Source organism: Intrasporangium sp. Soil_C_50 (assembly GCF_057656595.1).
In genome coordinates, this window is sequence record NZ_JBDGKB010000005.1 from 214,052 (window position 1) to 232,930 (window position 18,879).

The 18,879-nt window shown below is 73.0% G+C and carries 18 protein-coding genes; 4 read left to right on the forward strand and 14 right to left on the reverse strand.

The genetic code is table 11. The features are described 5' to 3' along the window. Positions 1-200: 200 nt before the first annotated feature. The 5 genes from AC3A5R_RS14085 to AC3A5R_RS14105 all read right to left on the reverse strand — a co-directional run bounded on the left by AC3A5R_RS14085 (position 201) and on the right by AC3A5R_RS14105 (position 5,504). Positions 201-719, reverse strand: coding sequence for a gamma carbonic anhydrase family protein (locus AC3A5R_RS14085; RefSeq protein WP_487621391.1), 519 nt, complete (start codon positions 717-719; stop codon positions 201-203). Positions 720-816: 97 nt separating this feature from the next. Beyond that, complete coding sequence (locus AC3A5R_RS14090; RefSeq protein ID WP_487621392.1) at positions 817-2,331, reverse strand: peptide MFS transporter; 1,515 nt, start codon at positions 2,329-2,331, stop codon at positions 817-819. 79 nt (positions 2,332-2,410) lie between these two features. Beyond that, on the reverse strand, positions 2,411-4,102 hold the full coding sequence (gene bluB / locus AC3A5R_RS14095; RefSeq protein WP_487621393.1) for a 5,6-dimethylbenzimidazole synthase: 1,692 nt from the start codon (positions 4,100-4,102) through the stop codon (positions 2,411-2,413). A 28-nt stretch (positions 4,103-4,130) separates the two neighbouring features. Beyond that, complete coding sequence (locus tag AC3A5R_RS14100) at positions 4,131-4,967, reverse strand: SDR family NAD(P)-dependent oxidoreductase (RefSeq protein ID WP_487621394.1); 837 nt, start codon at positions 4,965-4,967, stop codon at positions 4,131-4,133. A gap of 27 nt (positions 4,968-4,994) precedes the next feature. Further along, positions 4,995-5,504 carry a MarR family winged helix-turn-helix transcriptional regulator gene (locus AC3A5R_RS14105; RefSeq protein WP_487621395.1) on the reverse strand — a complete coding sequence of 170 codons (510 nt, stop codon included), beginning with the start codon at positions 5,502-5,504 and terminating at the stop codon, positions 4,995-4,997. Between the two features lie 177 nt (positions 5,505-5,681). On the opposite strand from AC3A5R_RS14105, the gene AC3A5R_RS14110 reads away from it, so the two are divergent. Continuing rightward, the gene (locus AC3A5R_RS14110) at positions 5,682-6,989 is read left to right on the forward strand and encodes an MFS transporter (protein WP_487621396.1); all 1,308 of its coding nucleotides are present in this window, start codon (positions 5,682-5,684) and stop codon (positions 6,987-6,989) included. Positions 6,990-7,001: 12 nt separating this feature from the next. On the opposite strand, the gene AC3A5R_RS14115 is transcribed toward AC3A5R_RS14110, so the two are convergent. From AC3A5R_RS14115 to AC3A5R_RS14135, 5 genes are all read right to left on the reverse strand, one after another. Continuing rightward, the gene (locus AC3A5R_RS14115) at positions 7,002-7,580 is read right to left on the reverse strand and encodes a hypothetical protein (protein WP_487621397.1); all 579 of its coding nucleotides are present in this window, start codon (positions 7,578-7,580) and stop codon (positions 7,002-7,004) included. 1 nt (position 7,581) lies between these two features. Then, positions 7,582-8,415, reverse strand: coding sequence for a hypothetical protein (locus tag AC3A5R_RS14120; protein ID WP_487621398.1), 834 nt, complete (start codon positions 8,413-8,415; stop codon positions 7,582-7,584). A 70-nt stretch (positions 8,416-8,485) separates the two neighbouring features. Beyond that, a complete protein-coding gene (locus AC3A5R_RS14125; RefSeq protein WP_487621399.1) occupies positions 8,486-9,190 on the reverse strand; it encodes a DUF2589 domain-containing protein in 705 nt (234 codons plus the stop codon). A gap of 166 nt (positions 9,191-9,356) precedes the next feature. Then, the gene (locus AC3A5R_RS14130; protein WP_487621400.1) at positions 9,357-10,127 is read right to left on the reverse strand and encodes a DUF5995 family protein; all 771 of its coding nucleotides are present in this window, start codon (positions 10,125-10,127) and stop codon (positions 9,357-9,359) included. A gap of 17 nt (positions 10,128-10,144) precedes the next feature. Beyond that, positions 10,145-11,290: an aminotransferase class I/II-fold pyridoxal phosphate-dependent enzyme gene (locus tag AC3A5R_RS14135; protein WP_487621425.1), complete on the reverse strand. Its 1,146-nt coding sequence runs from the start codon at positions 11,288-11,290 to the stop codon at positions 10,145-10,147. A gap of 144 nt (positions 11,291-11,434) precedes the next feature. Here AC3A5R_RS14135 and AC3A5R_RS14140 point away from each other — a divergent pair, with 144 nt between their 5' ends. Beyond that, positions 11,435-11,962, forward strand: a complete 528-nt coding sequence (locus AC3A5R_RS14140) for a phosphoribosyltransferase (protein ID WP_487621401.1) — start codon at positions 11,435-11,437, stop codon at positions 11,960-11,962. A 30-nt stretch (positions 11,963-11,992) separates the two neighbouring features. Here the strand turns inward: AC3A5R_RS14140 and AC3A5R_RS14145 are convergent, their stop codons facing one another. Continuing rightward, a complete protein-coding gene (locus AC3A5R_RS14145; RefSeq protein ID WP_487621402.1) occupies positions 11,993-13,984 on the reverse strand; it encodes a hypothetical protein in 1,992 nt (663 codons plus the stop codon). Positions 13,985-14,210: 226 nt separating this feature from the next. Between AC3A5R_RS14145 and AC3A5R_RS14150 the strand changes: the two genes are divergently transcribed. Together AC3A5R_RS14150 and AC3A5R_RS14155 are read left to right on the forward strand one after the other, a co-directional pair. Further along, a complete protein-coding gene (locus AC3A5R_RS14150; RefSeq protein ID WP_487621403.1) occupies positions 14,211-15,287 on the forward strand; it encodes an alpha/beta hydrolase in 1,077 nt (358 codons plus the stop codon). A 98-nt stretch (positions 15,288-15,385) separates the two neighbouring features. Beyond that, positions 15,386-16,252 carry an LLM class F420-dependent oxidoreductase gene (locus AC3A5R_RS14155; RefSeq protein WP_487621404.1) on the forward strand — a complete coding sequence of 289 codons (867 nt, stop codon included), beginning with the start codon at positions 15,386-15,388 and terminating at the stop codon, positions 16,250-16,252. A gap of 18 nt (positions 16,253-16,270) precedes the next feature. On the opposite strand, the gene AC3A5R_RS14160 is transcribed toward AC3A5R_RS14155, so the two are convergent. The 3 genes from AC3A5R_RS14160 to AC3A5R_RS14170 are packed head-to-tail and all read right to left on the reverse strand — an operon-like array spanning position 16,271 to position 18,782. Further along, positions 16,271-17,119 carry an alpha/beta fold hydrolase gene (locus AC3A5R_RS14160; RefSeq protein ID WP_487621405.1) on the reverse strand — a complete coding sequence of 283 codons (849 nt, stop codon included), beginning with the start codon at positions 17,117-17,119 and terminating at the stop codon, positions 16,271-16,273. 37 nt (positions 17,120-17,156) lie between these two features. After that, entirely contained in the window at positions 17,157-17,942 is a 786-nt protein-coding gene (locus AC3A5R_RS14165) for an SDR family NAD(P)-dependent oxidoreductase (protein ID WP_487621406.1), read from the reverse strand. Between the two features lie 3 nt (positions 17,943-17,945). Beyond that, a complete protein-coding gene (locus tag AC3A5R_RS14170; protein WP_487621407.1) occupies positions 17,946-18,782 on the reverse strand; it encodes an alpha/beta hydrolase in 837 nt (278 codons plus the stop codon). Between the last annotated feature and the right edge of the window lie 97 nt (positions 18,783-18,879).

The window sequence follows — 18,879 nt, forward strand, 5'->3', positions numbered from 1 at the left end:
CACGCCCGCCACACCCGTCACGTGACGCCTGAGGTTCCCTGCTCACTCGACGCGGTGGGACCACCCCACCCACCATCGAGTGAGCACCATCGAGTGAGTACCTGGCCACACCCGCCACACCCGTCACGTGACGCCTGAGGTTCCCTGCTCACTCGACGCAGAAGGGGGTGGGGGAGGCGTTGGGCGGGGGCGAGGGGGCATCAGCCGATGACGCGGGCCGAACGGTGCAGCTCGGCGAGGCCGACGTAGACCTCGGCGTTGGCCTTGATCCGCAGCACGCCCGCCTCGTCGATCTCGCGGCGCACCTTCCCGGGCACTCCGGCCACGAGCGAGCGCGGCGGCACGACCATGCCCTCCGGCACGACGGCGCCGGCGGCGACGAGGCTGCCGGCCCCGATCCGTGCGCCGTTGAGCACGACGGCACCCATGCCGACGAGGCAGTCGTCCTCGATCGTGCAGCCGTGCAGCACAGCCCGATGGCCGACGGAGACGCCCGCCCCGATCGTCGTCGGGTGCTGGGCGTCCGTGTGCACGACGACGCCGTCCTGCAGGTTGCTGCGCTCACCGAGGACGATCGGCTCGAAGTCGGCGCGGAGCACCGCGGTGTACCAGACGCTCGAGCCCTCGTGGAGCTCGACGGCGCCGAGCACCTCGGCGCTCGAGGCGATCCACGCCGTCTCGTGGACGGTCGGGGTCCGGTCTCCGAGGGAGTAGATCATGCATCCTCCTGGGGCTGGATCTGGCTGCGGCTCGTGCGGGCGGCCCGACGGCCGCCGCACCGGTGGCGTGCGACGGCCGCGGGTCAGCGATCGAGGCTCACTCGTGGCCGCCGACCTCCGCCGTCGCCATGCGGCGACGGATCCACGGCACGAGGGCCATGAGCACGGCCGTGAAGGCGAGCGTCATGACGCCGTTGACGACGTAGTACTGCGAGTCGGGCAGGCCGTCCATGGCCTTGATGAGCTGGGCGGCCAGCGCCTGGCCCGCCGCGACGGCGAGGAACCACAGCGCCATCGACTGGCTCGTGAACGCCTTCGGCGCGAGACGCGTCGTGGCCGACAGCCCGACCGGCGACAGGCACAGCTCGGCGACGGTCTGCAGCACGAAGATCGCGGTCAGCACGTACACCGGCGCGGTGTTGTGCTGGTAGGTCGCGAAGGCCCACGCCATGGCGAGCGCCGACAGGCCGATGAGGCCCACGCCGAGCGCCATCTTGAACGGCGTCGAGGGGAACTTGCCCGCCCGACGCGTCCAGATCCAGCCGAAGATCGGCGCGAGCAGGATGATGGCGAGCGGGTTGATCGACTGGAACCACTCGGGGTTGACCGTGACGCCGCCGACCTGCGTGACGGTGTTCTTCTCGGCAAAGAGCGCCATCTTGCCGGCGGCCTGCTCGAAGATCATCCAGAAGAGCATCGCGCCGACCCACAGGGGCAGGTAGGCGAGCACGTGCCGCTTCTCCTGGGGCCGCACCTTCGGGCTGCGGAACATCATCGTGAAGTAGCCGATCGGCACCGCGATCGCGAGGATCGAGATGGCGTCGATGACCTGGTCGAGGACCGTGTCGCGCCAGAGGCCGGCGAGCAGCAGCAGCGCGACGAAGAGGACGACCGAGCCGACGGCGAGGCCGACGACCTTCGGGCGCTCCCGCGCCGAGAGCGGGTTCGGCACGTCGTCGCCGGCGCCCCTCAGCGCCTTGCGGCCGAGGACGAACCAGACGATGGCGATGGCCATGCCGACCGCGGCGGCCGCGAAGCCGGCGTGGTAGCCGTAGTGGTCGCGGAGGAAGCCGACGACGAGCGGCGAGAAGAACGAGCCGATGTTGATCGACATGTAGAAGATCGAGAAGCCGGCGTCGCGGCGCGGGTCCTGCGCGCGGTAGAGCGAGCCGACCATCGCGGACACGTTCGGCTTGAGCAGGCCCGTGCCGAGGGCGACGAGCGCGATGCCGAGCCAGGCCGAGCCGGCCGCGGGGATCGCGAGGCACAGGTGGCCGGCCATGATGACGATGCCGCCGTAGAGGGTCGAGCGTCGGGCGCCGATGAGGCGGTCGGCGGCGAACCCGCCGATGACCGACAGCAGGTAGACCGAGGCGCCGTAGACGGCGACGACGGCGGTGCCGGTGTTCTCGCCGATGCCGAGGCCGCCGTTGGCCAGGGTGTCGGTGAGGAAGTAGAGGAGGATGGCCCGCATCCCGTAGTACGAGAAGCGCTCCCACAGCTCGACGAAGAAGAGCGTCGAGAGGCCCTTCGGGTGGCCGAGGAAGGCCCGGTCGTCGGGGTCTGCGGCGCCGGCCGGGGTGGGCGGGCGGTCCTGGATCTGGGTTGTCATGCGTGATCTCCCGGCCCCGGGTCACGGGGCGGTCGGTGGACGGACAGCCACCCAAAGTAGGGCGCGCACCACGTCGGACTCAAACCGCCAAGGTGCGAGCGACCCCTCGGCGCAGGTCGAGCCCGGTGTGCAGCAGGCCCGTCGCGAGGACCGCTCCGACGCCCTCACCCGCACGGATCCGGAGGTCGAGGAGGGGCTCGAGGCCGAGCTCGCGGAGCACGGCAGCATGGGCTTTCTCACGCGAGCGCTGGCCGGCGACGAGGTGCGCGGCCACGGCCGGCTCGACCCGGGCGGCCGCCAGCGCGGCGACAGAGGTGGCGAGCCCGTCGAGCACGACGACCCCGCCGGACGCGCAGACGCCGAGGACGACGCCGTGGAGTACGGCGATCTCTCCCCCGCCCAGGCGCCGGAGCACCTCCGACGCGTCGAGGGGGCCGTCCGCGGGGACGACGCGGGCCAGCGCCCGTTCGACGACGTCGCGCTTGCGCTCGACCATCGCGGTGTCGGCCGAGGAGCCGCGTCCCACGACGTCGGACGCCGGCAGCCGCAGCAGGGCTGCGGCGAGCGCCGCCGCGACGGTCGTGTTGCCCACGCCGATCTCGCCGAGTGCCACCGGGCCGGACGCGGCCAGGCGTTCGCCGTGCTCGTGGCCGAGCGCGACGAGGTGCTCGAAGGTGTCGGCATCCAGCGCGTCGGAGTCGACGAGATCACCTCTGGCGCAACCGATCCCGGCATCGACGAGCAGGACGTCGAGCCCGGCGGAGCGCGCGGCCACGGCACCCATCGAGGTGCCGGCACGCGTCGCGTCGGCGACGTCGGCGGTGACGGACGCGTCGAAGGCGCTGATGCCGTGCGCGGTGACGGCGTGGTCGGACGCGGCGACGACGAGCGTGCCGCGCCCGGTCCAGCCGCGCGGCGCGGGCAGCGCCTCGACGCGGTCGAGGACGGAGTCGAGGGCGCCGAGCGAGCCGGGTGCGGTGAGCAGGTCGTCGGCCCGGTCGCGCGCGCCAACGACCTCGGCCTGACCCGGCGCTCGCAGGTGCGACACCGGCGCGTCGGTCTCGGTCCAGCGCTCGCGCATGACGACCTGCTCGAGCGGCAGCCGCCGCGACCACCCGGCGCGCTCGAGGCCGGGCTCGGGTGGGCGCTCGTCGGGCCAGCCGAGGCAGAGCCAACCGAGGGTCTCGACGCCGTCGGGCAGCCCGAGCAGGGCCGCGAGCTCGGCCGGCTCGAAGAGGGTGACCCAGCCGAGCCCGAGACCGTGGGCCCGCGCCGTCAGCCACATGTTCTCGATGGCCGCCGCGCACGACCACAGGTCGGCGTCGGGGAAGGTGGCCCGGCCGAGGACGCCGGCGGCGGGCGTGCGGCGGTCGCAGGCGACGACGACGCCGACGGGCGCCTCGCGGATGCCCTCGAGCCGCAGGTCGAGCAGCCCTCGGGCGGACTCCTCGGACATTCCGGACGCCTGGCGCAGGCGGGCCCGGTCGGCCATGAGGGCGGCGGTGTCGCGGGTGGCCGGCTCGGTGACGACGAGGAACCGCCACGGCTGGCTGTGGCCGACGCTCGGGCCGCGGTGGCCGGCGAGCAGGACCGCCTCGAGCACGTCCTCGGGCACGGGGTCGGGCCGGAACCGCCGGATGTCGCGGCGTGCCCCGACGACGCGCTCGAGCGAGGCGAGGTCGTCACGCAGGGCCCACGCGTCGGGCGCCTGGGCGCGCTCGGCGGCCGACGTGCGGTCGCCGATGGTCGGGACGGGCCTGCGGTAGCTCACGGCCCCGAGCCTAGTTACCGGCCCGGTGTCAGGCGGGCGCCGCCTCGATCCACCCGCGGGTGACCCCGAGCACCCGCGACCCGTCGAGGTCGGCGAGCGAGGCGCCGACGAAGGCCGAGGCCCCGGCCGAGGTCTGCCACCGGAAGCGGTACTCCTCCGACAGGGCCGCGTCGGCGATCGCGCTCGAGGCGTCGACCGAGGACTGGGCCGCGGCGAACGCGCCCTCGGTGCGGGCGAGGTAGGCGCGCAGCTGCGGCGCGTACGCGTCGTCGGCGACCTCGGGGCGGGCCACGTTCGACACGAAGTCGCTGGCGACGGCGGCCGGCTCGACAACCGACACCCGGATGCCGTGGGCGAGCGCCACCGGGGCGAGCGACTGCATGAAGCCCTCGACGGCGAACTTGGCGCCGCAGTACGCGTCGGCGAAGGGCTGGCCCACGGCACCCCCGACGCTCGTCACCGTGAGGATGCGCCCCGAGCCCCGCTCGCGCAGGTGGGGCAGGACGAGCTTCGTCAGGGCGACGGGCGCGAGGTAGTTGACCTCGAGCTGGGCGCGGACGTCGTCGAGGCTCAGCTGCTCGGCGGTGCCGACCGCGCCGCGCCCGGCGTTGTTGAGCAGGACGTCGAGCGAGCCGTGGTCGGCGATGACCTCCTCGACGCACCGGCGGGCGGCGTCGTGGTCGGTGACGTCGAGCGGGCGGACGTCGAGGGTCACCCCCGCCTCGCTGGCAGCGGTGTCGAGCGCCCCCCGGCGACTCGTGTCGCGCATCGTGGCGACGACGGTGAGGCCGCGGCGGGCCAGCTCGACGGCGGTGTGCAGGCCCATCCCGGACGACGTGCCGGTGACGAGGGCGATCTGACTCATGGTCCGACGCTACTCGTCGCCCACCTGCTACTCGTCGTCGTCGAGGCCCTCGATGACGATCTCGAGCAGCCGGCCGAGCTCGTGGCGCTCGGTCTCGCTGAGCCGCTGGAGGGTGTCGCTCTCGACGACGTTCGACTCGCGCACGGCCGCGCGGAAGAGGGTCCAGCCGTCGGTGGTCAGCGACACGAGGGTGCGGGTGCGGTTCGACTCGTCGGGACGGCGCTGGACGAGGCCGCGCGTCTCCATCTTGTCGAGGCGGTGGGTCATCGAGGAGGGGGCCACGTTGGCGAGGTCGGCCAGCTGGCTCGGCGTCAGGCAGGCGTCGCCGGCGCGGGCCAGGCCGGCGAGCACGGCCCACTCGCCCTGGGTGAGGTCGAGGTCGGCGAACTGGCGCACGTACCACTGGTCGAGCTTCCTCGTCACGGCGTAGACGCCGGTGATGACGCGCTGCACCGACTCCTCACCGCCGGCGGCCGTGTAGAGGGCGACGTCGGCCGCGTGCTCCTGGGCCGCGTTCCTGCGTCGTCGTGTCGCCATGGAAAGGCATTGTTCCATCCCCCCGGGCTGGTGCTAGAGTTTCGACGTCGAACTTCTAGTTCGAAATATTCGAGACCGAAGTCGCGTTGTACGCCCTCGTGCGTCCGCGACCGCCGGACCCCTCGGGCACTGCAGCCCGCCCTCGATCCCTCGACCCCCGGAAAGGGTGTGAAACCCATGCGTACTCGCCTGCTCGTCCTCGCCTCCTCCGTCGGCATGCTCGGTTGGGGCACGGTGCTGCCCTACCAGTACGCGTACGCGGCGAACACCCGTGGCTGGGGACCGCTCGCGGCGGCGCTGGCCAGCACCCTCTTCTCCGTCGGCGCGCTCGTCGCCGCGCCGTTCGCCGGCCGCCTCAGCGACCGCTTCGACCCGGTCCTCGTCGCCGTTCTCGCCAAGCTGCTCGCGGCCGTCGGCGTCGGCAGCCTCGTGTGGGCCGACACCGCGCCCTCCTTCCTCGTCGGCATGTTCGTCTTCGGCTTCGGCCTGACCGCCTCGACGCCGGCCGCGTCGGTCCTCGTGCTGCGCTGGGCCGGGCACGCCGACCGCCGCAAGGTCTTCGCCTACAAGTTCACGGCCGAGGCCATCGGCATGGCGGTCGGCGCGTTCGTCGCCGGCCAGCTCGTCGACCTGCACCGCACCGACGGCATGACGCTCGCGTTCGTCGCCGCCGGCGTCGGGTTCGCGCTGTCGGCGGTCATCATCCGCGTCGCCGGCATCGGCGCCCCGAGCGAGGTCGACGCCGACGTCGCCCCCGCCGAGGCGGAGGCGCGCGTCAGCACCCTCGAGGCGCTACGACGCGTCTTCGCGGTACCCGCGCTGCGCTGGGTCGCGGTCGTCACCGTGGCCCTCGCGCTCGGCTTCTACGCCCAGTTCGAGTCGGGCCTGCCCGCCTACGCCCTCACCGTCCTCGACGTCCGCGAGTCGACGATCGGCCTCGCGGCCGCGGTCAACTGCCTGGTCATCGTCGCGCTGCAGGTCGTCGTCGTGCGGCTGACGGCCAAGCGCGCGGCGGGTTCGCTGCTCATGGTCGTCGGCGGCATCTGGACGTTGTCGTGGGTCGTGCTCTCCAGCGCCCAGCTCGTCGGGCCCGAGGTCGCCTCGGCCCTGTTCGTCACGACGTTCGGCATCTTCGCCGTCGGCGAGACGATGTACGCGCCGGTGCTCAACCCGCTCACCGCGAGCCTGGCCCCTGCCGGTCTCGTCGGCACGACGCTCGGCACCTTCACGGCGATCCAGACGACGTTCTCGGCCCTCGGGCCGCTCGTCGCGGGCGCGCTCCTCGGGCTGGGCCTGGCGGGCGGCTTCCTCGCGCTGCACCTGGGCCTGAGCCTCGTCGCGGTGTACGCCGCCTGGCGACTCCGCGCGGTCATGCGTCGGACGCCGGTGGAGGCCGTGGTCGAGTCGCCTGTGGAGCCGTCGATGGGACCGTCGACGGACCCGTCGGTCGAGCCGCGCCAGGCCGTGGCACCCGCCGTGGCCTGATCAGGTCCCCGCTCAGGCGCGGACGCCGGCACTGACGAGGAGGTCGGCGAGCAGCAGGACGAGGTCGTGCTGCGACAGGCGCATCGCCAGCATCTGCGCGGTGCCGCGGCTCTCGGGCCGCTGCAGGATCGCCTGCCACAGCTTCTCCAGCTCGTCCTGGGTCGGCGCGCCGAAACCGGCCGGCATGAGGCCGTGGTCGAGGGCGAAGACGACGACCGGCGCCAGCTGCTCGCGCGCCTCGGCCAGCGAGCGCTGGGCCGCGCCGAGGTCGTCGCGCAGGCGCTCGCCGGCCGCGAGCAGGCAGCGCAGGGCCACCGAACGCTCGAACTCCCGCCGCCGGGTCTCGACGCGGGAGGCCGACGCCGCGTCGACGCCCCGGCGCGCGGCGGCGAGCTCGGCGCCCAGCGCGCGCAGGGCGTTCTCGGCATCGGGGCTGCTCATGACGCGGTAGGCGTCGGCGGCGCCGCCGAGGTGCTCGCCGACGACGTCGGCGTAACCCAGGTCGTTGCCGATATAGGCGCGCATCGCGGTCGTCGACGACTCGAGCAGGGTCTCGAACCGGTTCACCCGGTCGTGCAGGAACGGTTGCATCTCACTCGAACTCCACGATCGTCGAGGTGGCGCCCGACGCGTCGGTGACCGAGCGCAGGTAGAACGCCTCCTCGAGCAGCTCGGCCGAGACGGTGAACACGCTCGAGTCGCTGCTGCCGTTCTTGACGACATTCGTCTCGGGGTTGATGAGGAGGTTGTCGATCTGTGTCTTGTCGATGACGGTGCGCGAGCGGACCAGCTCGAGCACCTCGTCGCCGGTCTGTGCCAGCAGCTGCTCGCGCGGGTCGGTGGCGGCTGTGCCGGCCGGTGTCGCCGCAGGTGACGGCGCCTCGGCGTCGATCGCGGTCCAGAAGATCCTGCTCCACATCACGGCGACGATCGTGTCGGGGCGCAACGGGTCGGCGTTGGCGACGAGCTGCTGGTGGAACTCGACGGCGAGCGCCTTGACGTCACCGAGTCCCCGCTCGCCGTCTTCCACGACATCGCGGTCGACGGGAATCGGCTTCGGCGGCAGCAGGATCGGGATGTCGAGCTTGCCCGGCATCACCGGCCCCACCCTGCCGGGGAAGCCCGGGAGCGGCGGGCTGACCAGCCGCGCCCGGGCCTCTGCGGCACGCTGCTGCATCGCCGCGACGAAGTCCTCGAGCGTCATGTCGAAGCGGAGCGTCTGGGTGAACCGCGCGCCCGAGATGAGCACGGGGATCGTCAGGTCCATCTTCGGCACCTTGAACCGGGGAACCGCGAAGTGACGCATCACCTCGTCGGCCGCGTACCTCTCGGCCACCACCCTCGAGTAGTGGTCGGCCATCTCTCGGGCCCGGATCATCTCGAGCAGGATGTACCCGGTGTAGTCGCCCAGCGTGACCTCGGCCACGGGACCCCTCCTGTCGCTTCGTCTCGGCTTTCAGCGCGCGTGTCGCTCTGTCGTGCAAGGGATCCCGCGGTCAGGCCGCGAGCATCCCGAGGACCTTCTCGAGGCCGGCAGGCATCTCGTCCTGGACAGCCTTGACGTTGACGTTGAGGGCGTACTCCTTCTTGACCTCGACGTTGGTCGCCGTCTTGCGCTGGTAGGACGCGGACACCTTGAAGCTGACCGGGCCCCAGCCCGCCTTGACCTCGGCGTTGACGCCGAGGGCGTCGGACGTGCTGGAGCTCTCGACGGAGTTGAGCTTGACGTTGAAGTCGATGACGACCTGCTCGATGCGAAGCGACGGGATCGGCAGCATCGCGAGGAGCGGCACCCGCAGGTGCACGTCCTTGGACACCTCTGTCCCCTCGGAGTCGACGTCCTTGCGGGTGTGCGTGAAGTCGACCATGACGAGCTCGCGGCTGTCCGCCTCGCCCGAGAACCCGACCTTGTTGATGAAGTCGATCGTCGCGAGCGACGAGGCGACCTGCGCGTCGACGGCCGCCTGGAGCGGGCCACCGATCATCTTGCGGAAGTCGATGTTGTTCAGCTCGCTCGTGAAGTTCGTCGACGGCTCGCGGCTGGTGCCGCGGTCGGCGGCGAGCGCCTTGGTCGCGATGTCGGACGCCGTGCGCGTGGCGAGCGCGGCGCCCTCGGCAGCCGCGTCCTGCTGCGAGGCGGCGACGTCGGTGCCGGGGCGACGCTTGGCGCCCTGCGCGGAGGTGGACCTGGACTCGGCCATCTGTCGTTCCTTTCGTGGACTCCCCCTGGGAGATCTCGGGCGGCCACGTCGTCGCGGCCGCGGTGGCGCGAGATCCCCTGGGATATCGCACCGTCCAGGGACAAAGAGGGCGAACCGGGCCGCCTGATACACGGCGAACCGGCTGGCTGGGCCGGGGTGAGCGGGCTCAGGCGGTCCCGGCGATCGGCGTCAGCAGCTGGCGGCTCGCGAGGCCGACGGTGCGCGAGAGGGTCGCGAGGTAGTCGGTCCGCAGCGGCTCGACACCCTCCAGCGACCAGAGCACCCCGGCGTTCGTCCATGCGGCGTCGCGGGCCCGGCCGATGCTCCACGCGCCGACGAGGTCGGCGACGGGCCCCGCCACGCGGCGGTCGACCTCGAGGGCCGGCCCGTCGAGGAAGGAGCGCCGCACGTCGTCCTGCACCTCGGCGAGCAGCGCGGTGACGCGCTGGTAGTCCTCCTCGACGCCGGGGCTGTCGGGGCGCAGGCCGAGCTGGCGGCACGTGCGCACGACGGCGATCGGCAGGTCGTGGTTGATGTGGGCGTTCATGCCGGCCACGGCGAACTGGATCGCGAGCACGTCCGTGCGAGAGCGGGACTCGAAGAGCGGCGCCCAGGCGTCGGTCGGCGTGGGGGAGGCGACCGCCTCGAGCCACAGCCCGGCGAAGACGAGGTCGAGACGCGTCATCGTGGCGGCGTCGCGGAACCAGCCCTCGCCGATGCGGTCGCGGACGAGCTCGGTCACGCGCAGGTACATGTCGCTGAAGGCGCGCACGCCGTCGCCGGTGGGCAGGCCCGCGTCGATCTCGCGCATCCGGGCCACGAGAGCATCCACGGTCGCGAGCTGCCCGGGCGGCACGGGCTCGAGCGGAGGGGCGCCGGGCCCGTCGAGGCCCACGCGGGTGCGAACCGCCCCGACCACGTCCGAGAACCAGCCCATTCCCGGACGGTAGACCCTCAGCGGGTGTGGAAGTCGGCGATGCGGTCGATCGCCTCGCCGACGGCGGTGCTGCCCGCGGCGAAGCTGAGCCGGACCGAGCGCTCGCCGGCACGGTCGTCGAAGTCGACGCCGGGCGTGATGGCGACACCGGCCTCCTCGAGGAGGGTGGACGCATAGGCCCGCGAACCACCCCACCGCTCGAGCTGGGGACCGAGATCGGCCCAGTAGTAGAAGGCGCCGTCCGGGGGCGCGGACTCTCCCCAGCCGAGACGGGCTGCGTTGTCCAGCAACAGCTTCCGCGTCCGCGCGAACTCGGCGACGGCCTCGTCGCACTCGGCGTAGGACTCCTCGGCGAACGCGGAGACCGCCGCGTACTGGGCCGGCGCCGGAGGGCAGAGGGCGACGTTCCCGGCGAGCGCGTCGACGGGTCGGGCGAGGTCGGCGGGCAGGAGCAGCCAGCCGAGGCGCCATCCGGTCATGCCCCAGTACTTGCTGAACGACGACACGACGACCGCCGAGTCGTCCGTCTCCCACGCGCACACCCCGCGCGGATCCTGCGTGCCCGGCTCGGGGTAGGTGACGCCGTGGTAGATCTCGTCGCTGACCAGGCGCACCCCGTTCGCGGCGCACCACGTGGTGACCGCCGCGAGCTCGGCCCGGTCGACCATCGTGCCGGTCGGGTTGGCGGGCGAGGCGAGCACGAGCCCGGCGAGCGCCCCCTGCTCCTGGGCGGCGTCGAGGAGCTCGGGCGTCGGCTGGTAGCGGGTGCCCGGGCCACAGTCGATCTCGACGACCTCGCAGCCGAGGGCCCGCAGGATGTTGCGGTAGGCCGGGTAGCCGGGGCGGGCAAGTGCGACGCGGTCGCCGGCCTCGAACGCGGCGAGGAAGGACAGGACGAACCCGCCCGACGAGCCGGTCGTCACCGCGACCCGTGCCGGGTCGACGTCGAGGCCGTACCAGCGGCCGTAGTGCGCGGCGATCTCAGCCCGCAGCTCGTGGGTGCCGAGGGCCGAGGTGTAGGTCAGCGCGCGCCCGGACGCGTGGATCCGCGCGGCCGCCTCGGACACGAGCGTCGGGGCGCCGCCCGAGGGCTCCCCCGCACAGAGCGAGACGACGTCGCGGCCCCGAGCCCGCAGCACGGCCACGCGGTCGAGCACGTCCATGACCTCGAAGGGCGCCACCTGCGAGCGACGCGACGGACCGGGCCGGCGGGGTGAGGGGTTCACCCGGCCAAGTCTCCCCCACCGTCCACGGGACGAGACCAGCAGGTAACAACTCGGTCACACGACCTCGCTAGGCTGGGTCTCATGACGCTCGCCTACCACGCAGACTCCTCCACGCTCGCCGACAAGGAGGTGCTGACGTGGGAGGGCTTCGGCCAGGCCTGCCGCGAGCTCGGTGAGCTCGTCGCGTCCTCGAGCTTCCGCCCGGAGATCCTCGTCGCCGTCGCCCGCGGTGGCCTCCTGCCCGGTGGCGGCCTCGCCTACGCCCTCGGCCTCAAGCTGACCGACGCCATCAACGTCGAGTTCTACACCGACGTCGACGAGACGCTCCCCGACCCGGTCCTGCTCGCCCCGCACCTCGACACCGCGAGCCTCAAGGGCCGGCGGATCCTCGTCGTCGACGACGTCGCCGACTCCGGCCGCACCCTGGCCCTCGTCATGGACCTGCTGCACCAGCACGGTGCCGAGGCCCGCAGCGCGGTGCTCTACGGCAAGCCGCGCTCGGAGGTCACCCCCGACTACGTGTGGCGGGTCACCGACCAGTGGATCGTCTTCCCGTGGTCGGCCCAGCCCCCGGTGACGGCCGGCTTCCCGACCCCCGACGAGGACTGACGCGTCACGGCATCGACATCACCGACCGCGTCAGCGGACGGCGATGACCCGGACCGCCGAGACCCCTGCCCCGTTGAGGCTCGTGGCGCTGCGCAGGACCCGGACCTCACACGTCCCACGCGTCCCGAAAGCCGTCGTCAGCTGTGACGTGCCCCCGGCGGGAGCCGCGACCGTCCTGACGGTGCGCCACGTGGACGTGCCCCGGAGCCGGGTCTGGAGCGAGACCGTCGCGCCCGCCTGGTACGGGTAGGTCGACGCCTTCACCACCACGGAGCGGTTGCGGTAGGTGTACGTCGGCGCGCTCGTCACCGTGACGGCCGCCGTCGAGGTGGCCGGGACGACACTCGACAGCCAGCCGACGCCCGGAGCCGGCGTCGCATACGACAGCCGGAGCTGGCCGTTGGCCCGGCTCGTGTAGGCCAGCGTCGCCACCCCACCGGTCGTCGTCCTGGCCGAGGCGACGGTGACCCAGGTCGTGGTGCCGGCCTTGCGCAGCTGCAGGGTCACCGGGACCCCGACGGGCAAGGACGTCACCCCGGCTCCCCGGTCGTCGGCCAGGCGGACCGTGACCTTCTGCGTCGAGCCGTACCGCGTGGCCGGCGCAGCGAAGGAGGCCACCCGGCGGTTGGCGTAGACCGGGAAGGAACCCGACGCGGACTGCGCGTAGCCGTCCCCGGCGTCCGCCCACACGACGTAGCTCGCGGTTCCGGCCGCCCGCGGCGTGAACGACGTGCGCCCGGTGCCGTGCTGGACGCCGCACGGGGCGCACCAGCTGCCGCTGGGGGCCCAGCCCGACGGGTCGGTCAGCTGTCCGCTCAGCGACTCGATGACGTGGCCGGCGGGCGCGTCCGCAGTGGCCGTCACCTGCGACGCACGACCGACGAACGCGGGCGGGGCGACCACCCGGATCCCGAGCGTCACGACGTCGTAGGTCGTCGTGACGGGCACGCCGACCTGGTTGGGCCGCGTCGTCGACTCGAGCATCCGGGCCGAGACGACGTGGCGCCCGACGCCGAAGGCGCCGAGACCGACGAGCCGCTGGGCCGACTCGGACGCAGAGGTCAGCGACGCCGGCCAGAACTGGTTGGCGTCGCCGGGGTTCGTCACGACGCCGTCGACGGACACCTCGACGTAACCGACCGACCGCGCGAGCGGGCCGCGGAGGGAGACGTACATCGTGCGACCCGTTCCGACGAGGTCGGGCTGCGAGAGGTCCTCCAGCGTCAGGGGCGGCGCGTGCCGCACCACGATCTCGCCCGCGTCCCAGGGGGGCCTCACATACCACCCGTCCGCGCTCCGCCCCCGGGTGACGACGAAGTAGCTGCCCTCGGGGTACCCGGAGAGGTCGAAGGTCATCGTGGCCCGGTAGCCGGCCGGCGTCGCGACCCACTCGACCAGCCGGCGCTCGAGCTCGGCCCCGAGGTCGGGGGCCCCGGCCGAGCCGCGGACCAGGCGGGCCTCCACGGTCTCGCCGGGCAGCGGGGTCCCGCCGTCGGGCAGGAGCGGGGTGCGCACCGGTGCGGCCACGTACGTGACCGTGGTGTCGGCCACGGCCGTGCTGTAGCCGGCGGTGTTCGGCGTCGACGTCGTCTGGCGGGTCAGGGTGTGCTCGAGGGCGGGCAGCCGGTAGTCCAGCAGGGCGCCGATGGCACGGTAGCCGCTCGGGGTGGTGAAACCCGCGAAGAACGGAGAGCTGTCCCCGCTCACCGGCCGCTCGAAGTCGCGCCCCGGCTCCACGACGATGTCGACGGTGCACCCGGTCGGGCAGGTCTCCCGGGTCACGGACCGGGTGCCGACGCTCCTGCCCCAGCCGGCGCTGACCTCCGTCTGCTCCTGGTCACCCAGGTCGACCTGGAACCGGGCGGTGAAGGCACCGCCGACGGTGGACCCCGACTCCGGGCTGACGAGCGTCACGACGGCGTCGGTCTCCGCACCGAGCGCCGTGGCCGTCGGTGTGGCAGGCAGTGCAGGAACGAGCAGGACGACGAGCGAGGCGAGCGCGGCGCGCACGGACGTGCGCATCGGGGAGCGTGGCATGGGTGGTGTGACCTCCGACGGGGACGTTCCCCTCGGAACGCACACGACGCAGATCGTAGGTCACCGGCTCGGGCGTTCGTGCGGATCGTCACGAATCGACCCGTCGGCGGCGCGGGGCGACACACCCGGCCCCGGATCGATGGCATCGCGCCACACTGCCCGACCACCACGCCGGCTGGTACGACTGGGCCACCGGACAAGGAGGCCCCGCATGGACAGCCCGAGCAGCACCCCGTCAGCGTCGTTCACGTGTTCCGTCGTCGAGACGGACCGCCTCGCCACGAACGTGTGGACGAGCGGCCCGGAGGACGGTGCGCCGGTGCTCCTCGTGCACGGCAACCTCTCGACCGGCGGGTTCTGGCGGTACGTCGCCGAGCAGCTGCCGGCCGACGTCCGCGTCATCGCCCCCGACCTGCGCGGCTTCGGGCGCACCGAGCCGCTGCCGGTCGACGCCACCCGCGGGCTCGGCGACATGGTCGACGACGTCCGATCGCTCCTCGAGGCACTCGACCTGACAGGCGGCTCGCGGGTCACCGCGGTCGGCTGGTCGATGGGCGCGGGAGTGCTCGAGCAGTACCTGGTGACCCACCGGGGCGACCTCGGCAGCGTCGTTCTCGTCGCGCCGTTGTCGCCGTACGGCTTCGGCGGCACGGTCGACGCGTGGGGCACTCCGGCGTTCCCCGACGCCGCGAGCACCGGTGCGGGAGCAGCGAACCCGGACTTCGTCCGCCGCCTCGCCGAGAAGGACGCGTCGGACGCGGAGCCGCAGAGCTCGCCGCGCGTCGTCATGCGCACCTTCTACGGCCCCGGCGCCAACGCCGCGAACGTCGACGAGGACTTCCTCACCGACGAGCTGCTCCTGACCCGGACCGGCGACGACTTCTACCCGGGCGACGCGACGTCCTCGGAGAACTGGCCCGGTGCCGCACCCGGCACGCGCGGCGTCCTCAACGCCATGGCGCCGACGTACTTCGACGCGTCCGGCCTGGTCGACCTCGACCCGAAGCCGCCGATCACGTGGCTGCACGGCGGCGTCGACCAGATCGTCTCGGACGCGTCACTGTTCGACCTCGCGACGCTGGGGTCGCTCGGGGCCGTGCCGGGATGGCCGGGCGCCGACGTGCTGCCCTCGCAGCCCATGGTCGCCCAGATGCGCGCGGTCCTCGACGCCTACGCCGCGAACGGCGGCACGACGAGGGAGGTGGCCCTGGAGGGGATCGGGCACGGCATCCCCCTGGAGGTGCCGGACGTCGTCGCCCGAGAGGCCGCCGCCCTCATCCAGCGCTGAACCCCTTGTGCCACAACGAGGTTCGAGCGCACTCGAAGTAGCAACTCTGGGAGTTCGCTGATGGCGCACTCGGAGGCGTCCGACGTAGTGTGCGAGACATGGACCTCGGACTGCACCTCGCCAACTTCACGTGGAGCGGCGGCTCCGCCACCTTCGTCGACGACCTCGTGCGCACGGCCCGCACCGCCGAGGACGTCGGCTTCACCAAGCTGTCGGTCATGGACCACGTGTGGCAGATCCGCGGCGTCGGGCCCAAGGAGCACGAGATGCTCGAGGCCTACACGGCCCTGGGCTTCCTCGCCGGGGTCACCGAGCGCGTCGAGCTGCTCGCCTGGGTCACGGCCGCCGTGTACCGCGAGCCGGGGCTGCTCGCCAAGGAGGTCACGACGCTCGACGTGCTCTCGAAGGGTCGGGCCTGGCTCGGCATCGGCGCGGCGTGGAACGAGGAGGAGTGCGTCGGCCTCGGCCTGCCGTTCCCCTCGACCGCCGAGCGCTTCGAGCGGCTCGAGGAGACGCTGCAGATCTGCCTGCAGATGTGGAGCGACAGCGACGCGCCCTTCGACGGGAAGCACTACCGCCTCGGCAGCACGCTCAACTCGCCCCAGTCGGTGCAGCGCCCCCACCCCCCGATCCTCATCGGTGGCGGCGGGGAGAAGAAGACGCTGCGGATGGTGGCCCAGTACGCCCAGGCCTGCAACCTCTTCGACTCCCCCGACCTCGCCCACAAGCTCGACGTCCTCCGCGGGCACTGCGAGACCCTCGGCCGCGACTACGACGCCATCGAGAAGACCGTCATGACGCGCGTCGACCCCGACCCGGCGAAGGTCGACGCCACGCTCAGGCACCTCCGCGACCTCGCCGCCCTCGGCGTGACGCACGTGCACACCATGGCCGGCGACGGGTCGCGCACCGACTGGCTCGAGGTCTTCGGCGAGCGGATCATCCCCGAGGCCAAGAACCTCTGACCCGCCGGCACGGTCCGGTCAGGACGACTGCGCCGCCTGCTCGACGAGCTTGACGAAGCGGGCGGCGTAGTGGGTGAAGCCGCCGGCGTGGCTCGCCTCGTCGAAGGTCACCGTCGTGGCGCCCGCCCGGGAGGCCATGAACCGCTGGAGCGCCGGGTCGATGACGCGGTCCGCACCGGAGACGGCGTACCAGGACGGGATCGAGCGCCACGCTGCCGGACCCGAGGGCGTGAAGAGGATGCCGAGGCTCGTCGGCTGCTGTGCGGCGTCGAGCGTCGCGGCGAGCTTCCGGTTGAGGTCCTGGGCGAAGTCGTCGCGGAAGAACGCCGAGGCGATGACGGCCCTGCCCGTGGCGTCGACGACGAGGTGGCCGGGCGCGAGGAACGCGGCCGGCGCGTACCCGTCGCCGATCCCGACGATGGTCTCGCCGGCGTCGGGCACGAACGCAGCGGTGTAGACGAGCGCCCGCACGTCGGTGCGTCCGGTGGCCGCGTTCGACACGACGAAGCCGCCGTAGGAGTGGCCGACGAGCACCTTCGGGCCGGGGATCGCGTCGAGCGTCGTCGTCACGGCCGCGACGTCGTCGGACAGGCCCGTCAGCGGCAGCCGCACCGCGGCGGTGGCGTAGCCGTCCTTGGCGAGCGCCGCTGCGACCGTGTCCCACGCGGACGGTCCGGAGAAGGCGCCGTGGACGAGCACGACGGTCGGGCGGGGACCGCCGGGCGGGGCGGCGGACGGCGCGGCTGTCGCGGGCGCGCTCGCGAGGACGGCCGCGACGAGGGCCAGGACGAGCGCGGCGAGCGCGGCGAGCGGGGCGAGCGCCCGGAACGGGCGGAGGGTGCGCCGAGCGACGGACGGTGTGGACATGGGACCTCCTCGGGTCGTGCAGGTGTGGGTTGCCGGGTCACGTGGTCGTGACGAGGCCGCCGTCGATGACGACGTCGGCGCCGGTGATGTTGCCCGCGACGTCGCTGGCGAGGAACGCGATGAGCGCGGCGACCTCCTCGGGCCTGGTGAAGCGTCCGGTGACGGAGTCGGCGGCCGCGGCGGCGGCCACGGCCGAGGGGTCGGCACCCTGCCGGCCGGCGACGGTGTCGGCCACGCCGCCGGTACCGAGCCACAGGTCGGTGGCGACCGGACCCGGACTCACGGTGTTGACGCGGATCCCGTTGGGCCCCAGCTCTTTCGACAGCGACTTGCAGAAGCTGCGCAGCGCCGCCTTGGCCGCGCTGTAGTCGATGACGCCCGGGTCGGCGAGCACGGCGTTGACCGAGCACGTGGCCACGACCGACCCGCGCCCCTGCGCCAGCATCATCGGCAGCGCCGCCCGCGTCGTGCGCACGGCCGCCATGAGGTTGAGCGTGTACGAGCGGAGCCACTGGTCGTCGGTGACGGCGGCGAACCCGTCGAGCCGTGGGGTCACGGCGCCGACGTTGTTGACGAGCACGTCGAGCCGCCCGCGTCCGGCGGCGGCGTCGACGAGGCGGGCCGCCCCGTCGGGCTCGCCGAGGTCGACGGCGACGAAGTCGACCTCGCCCGACGCCTGGAGCGCGTCGAGCTCGGCCGACGCGTCGCGCGCGCCGGCCACGACGGCCACGCCCTCGGCGAGCAGCGCCCTCGTCACCGCGAGACCGATGCCCTTGCTCGCCCCCGTGACGACGGCGACCTGCCCGGCCATCCCGAGGTCCACGGCTCAGAGCCCCTGGTCCGCGAGCCAGGCGAGAACGGCGTCAGCCACCTCGCGCCACCCGCTGTCGATGGTCAGCGAGTGACCGCGTCCCTCGAACTGCTTGAGCTCCGTGACCGCCGTCGACGTCCGGTACTGCTTGAAGGTCGAACGGCTGACGACGTCCGGGACGGTGTGGTCCTCGAGCCCCGAGACGAGCAGGAGGGGGCCGCGTTCCGAGTTCCCGGTGTCGACGGCCGCCTCGGAGTGCAGCGAGAAGTTGGCCGCGGCCGCCTGGAAGAGCGGTTTGGCCGGCGACGGGATGGTCCACGCGGCGTAGAGCCGGTTCGACTCCTCCTCGCTCACCGCGTTGCCGAACCCGAACCGGAACTCCTTCGCGGTCAGCGACACAGCCTTGGACCGGTTGGCGGGGTTGCCGAGGGCCGGCAGCCCGGCGCGCAGCTGCGCGAGCGGCAGCGGCAGGACGCCTTTCATCTGCGCCGGGTCGATGGCGACCGCCGCGGCGCCCTTGCCCATGCCGAGGAGCTTTTCGGCGATGAGGCCGCCGAAGGAGTGCCCGACGATCACCGGCGGCGTCGGCAGCGCGTCGACGACCGCGCCGACGTGGTTCGTCACGTCGTCGATGCCGATGCCCGCGACGGCCTCGGGGTCCGACCGGGCGCCGTCCACGGTGTCGGGCTCGTGCGGCCAGCCGGGCGCGACCGGCTCGTAGCCCTTCTCGCGGAACAGCTCGACCCACGGACCCCAGCTCGACGCATGGAGCCACAGACCGTGGACGAAGACGACGGGACGGCCTCCCGACCCGCCCGCCGCACCTGCTGCTCCTGCTGCTCCTGCTGTCACGACGACCTCCGAGGGGGCGGGCCGAGCCCGCTGGTGGGACCCGGGGCGACGTCCCGGACGGATCCCACGAGGTTGCTCCCCCGTCGCGCCCCGCGTC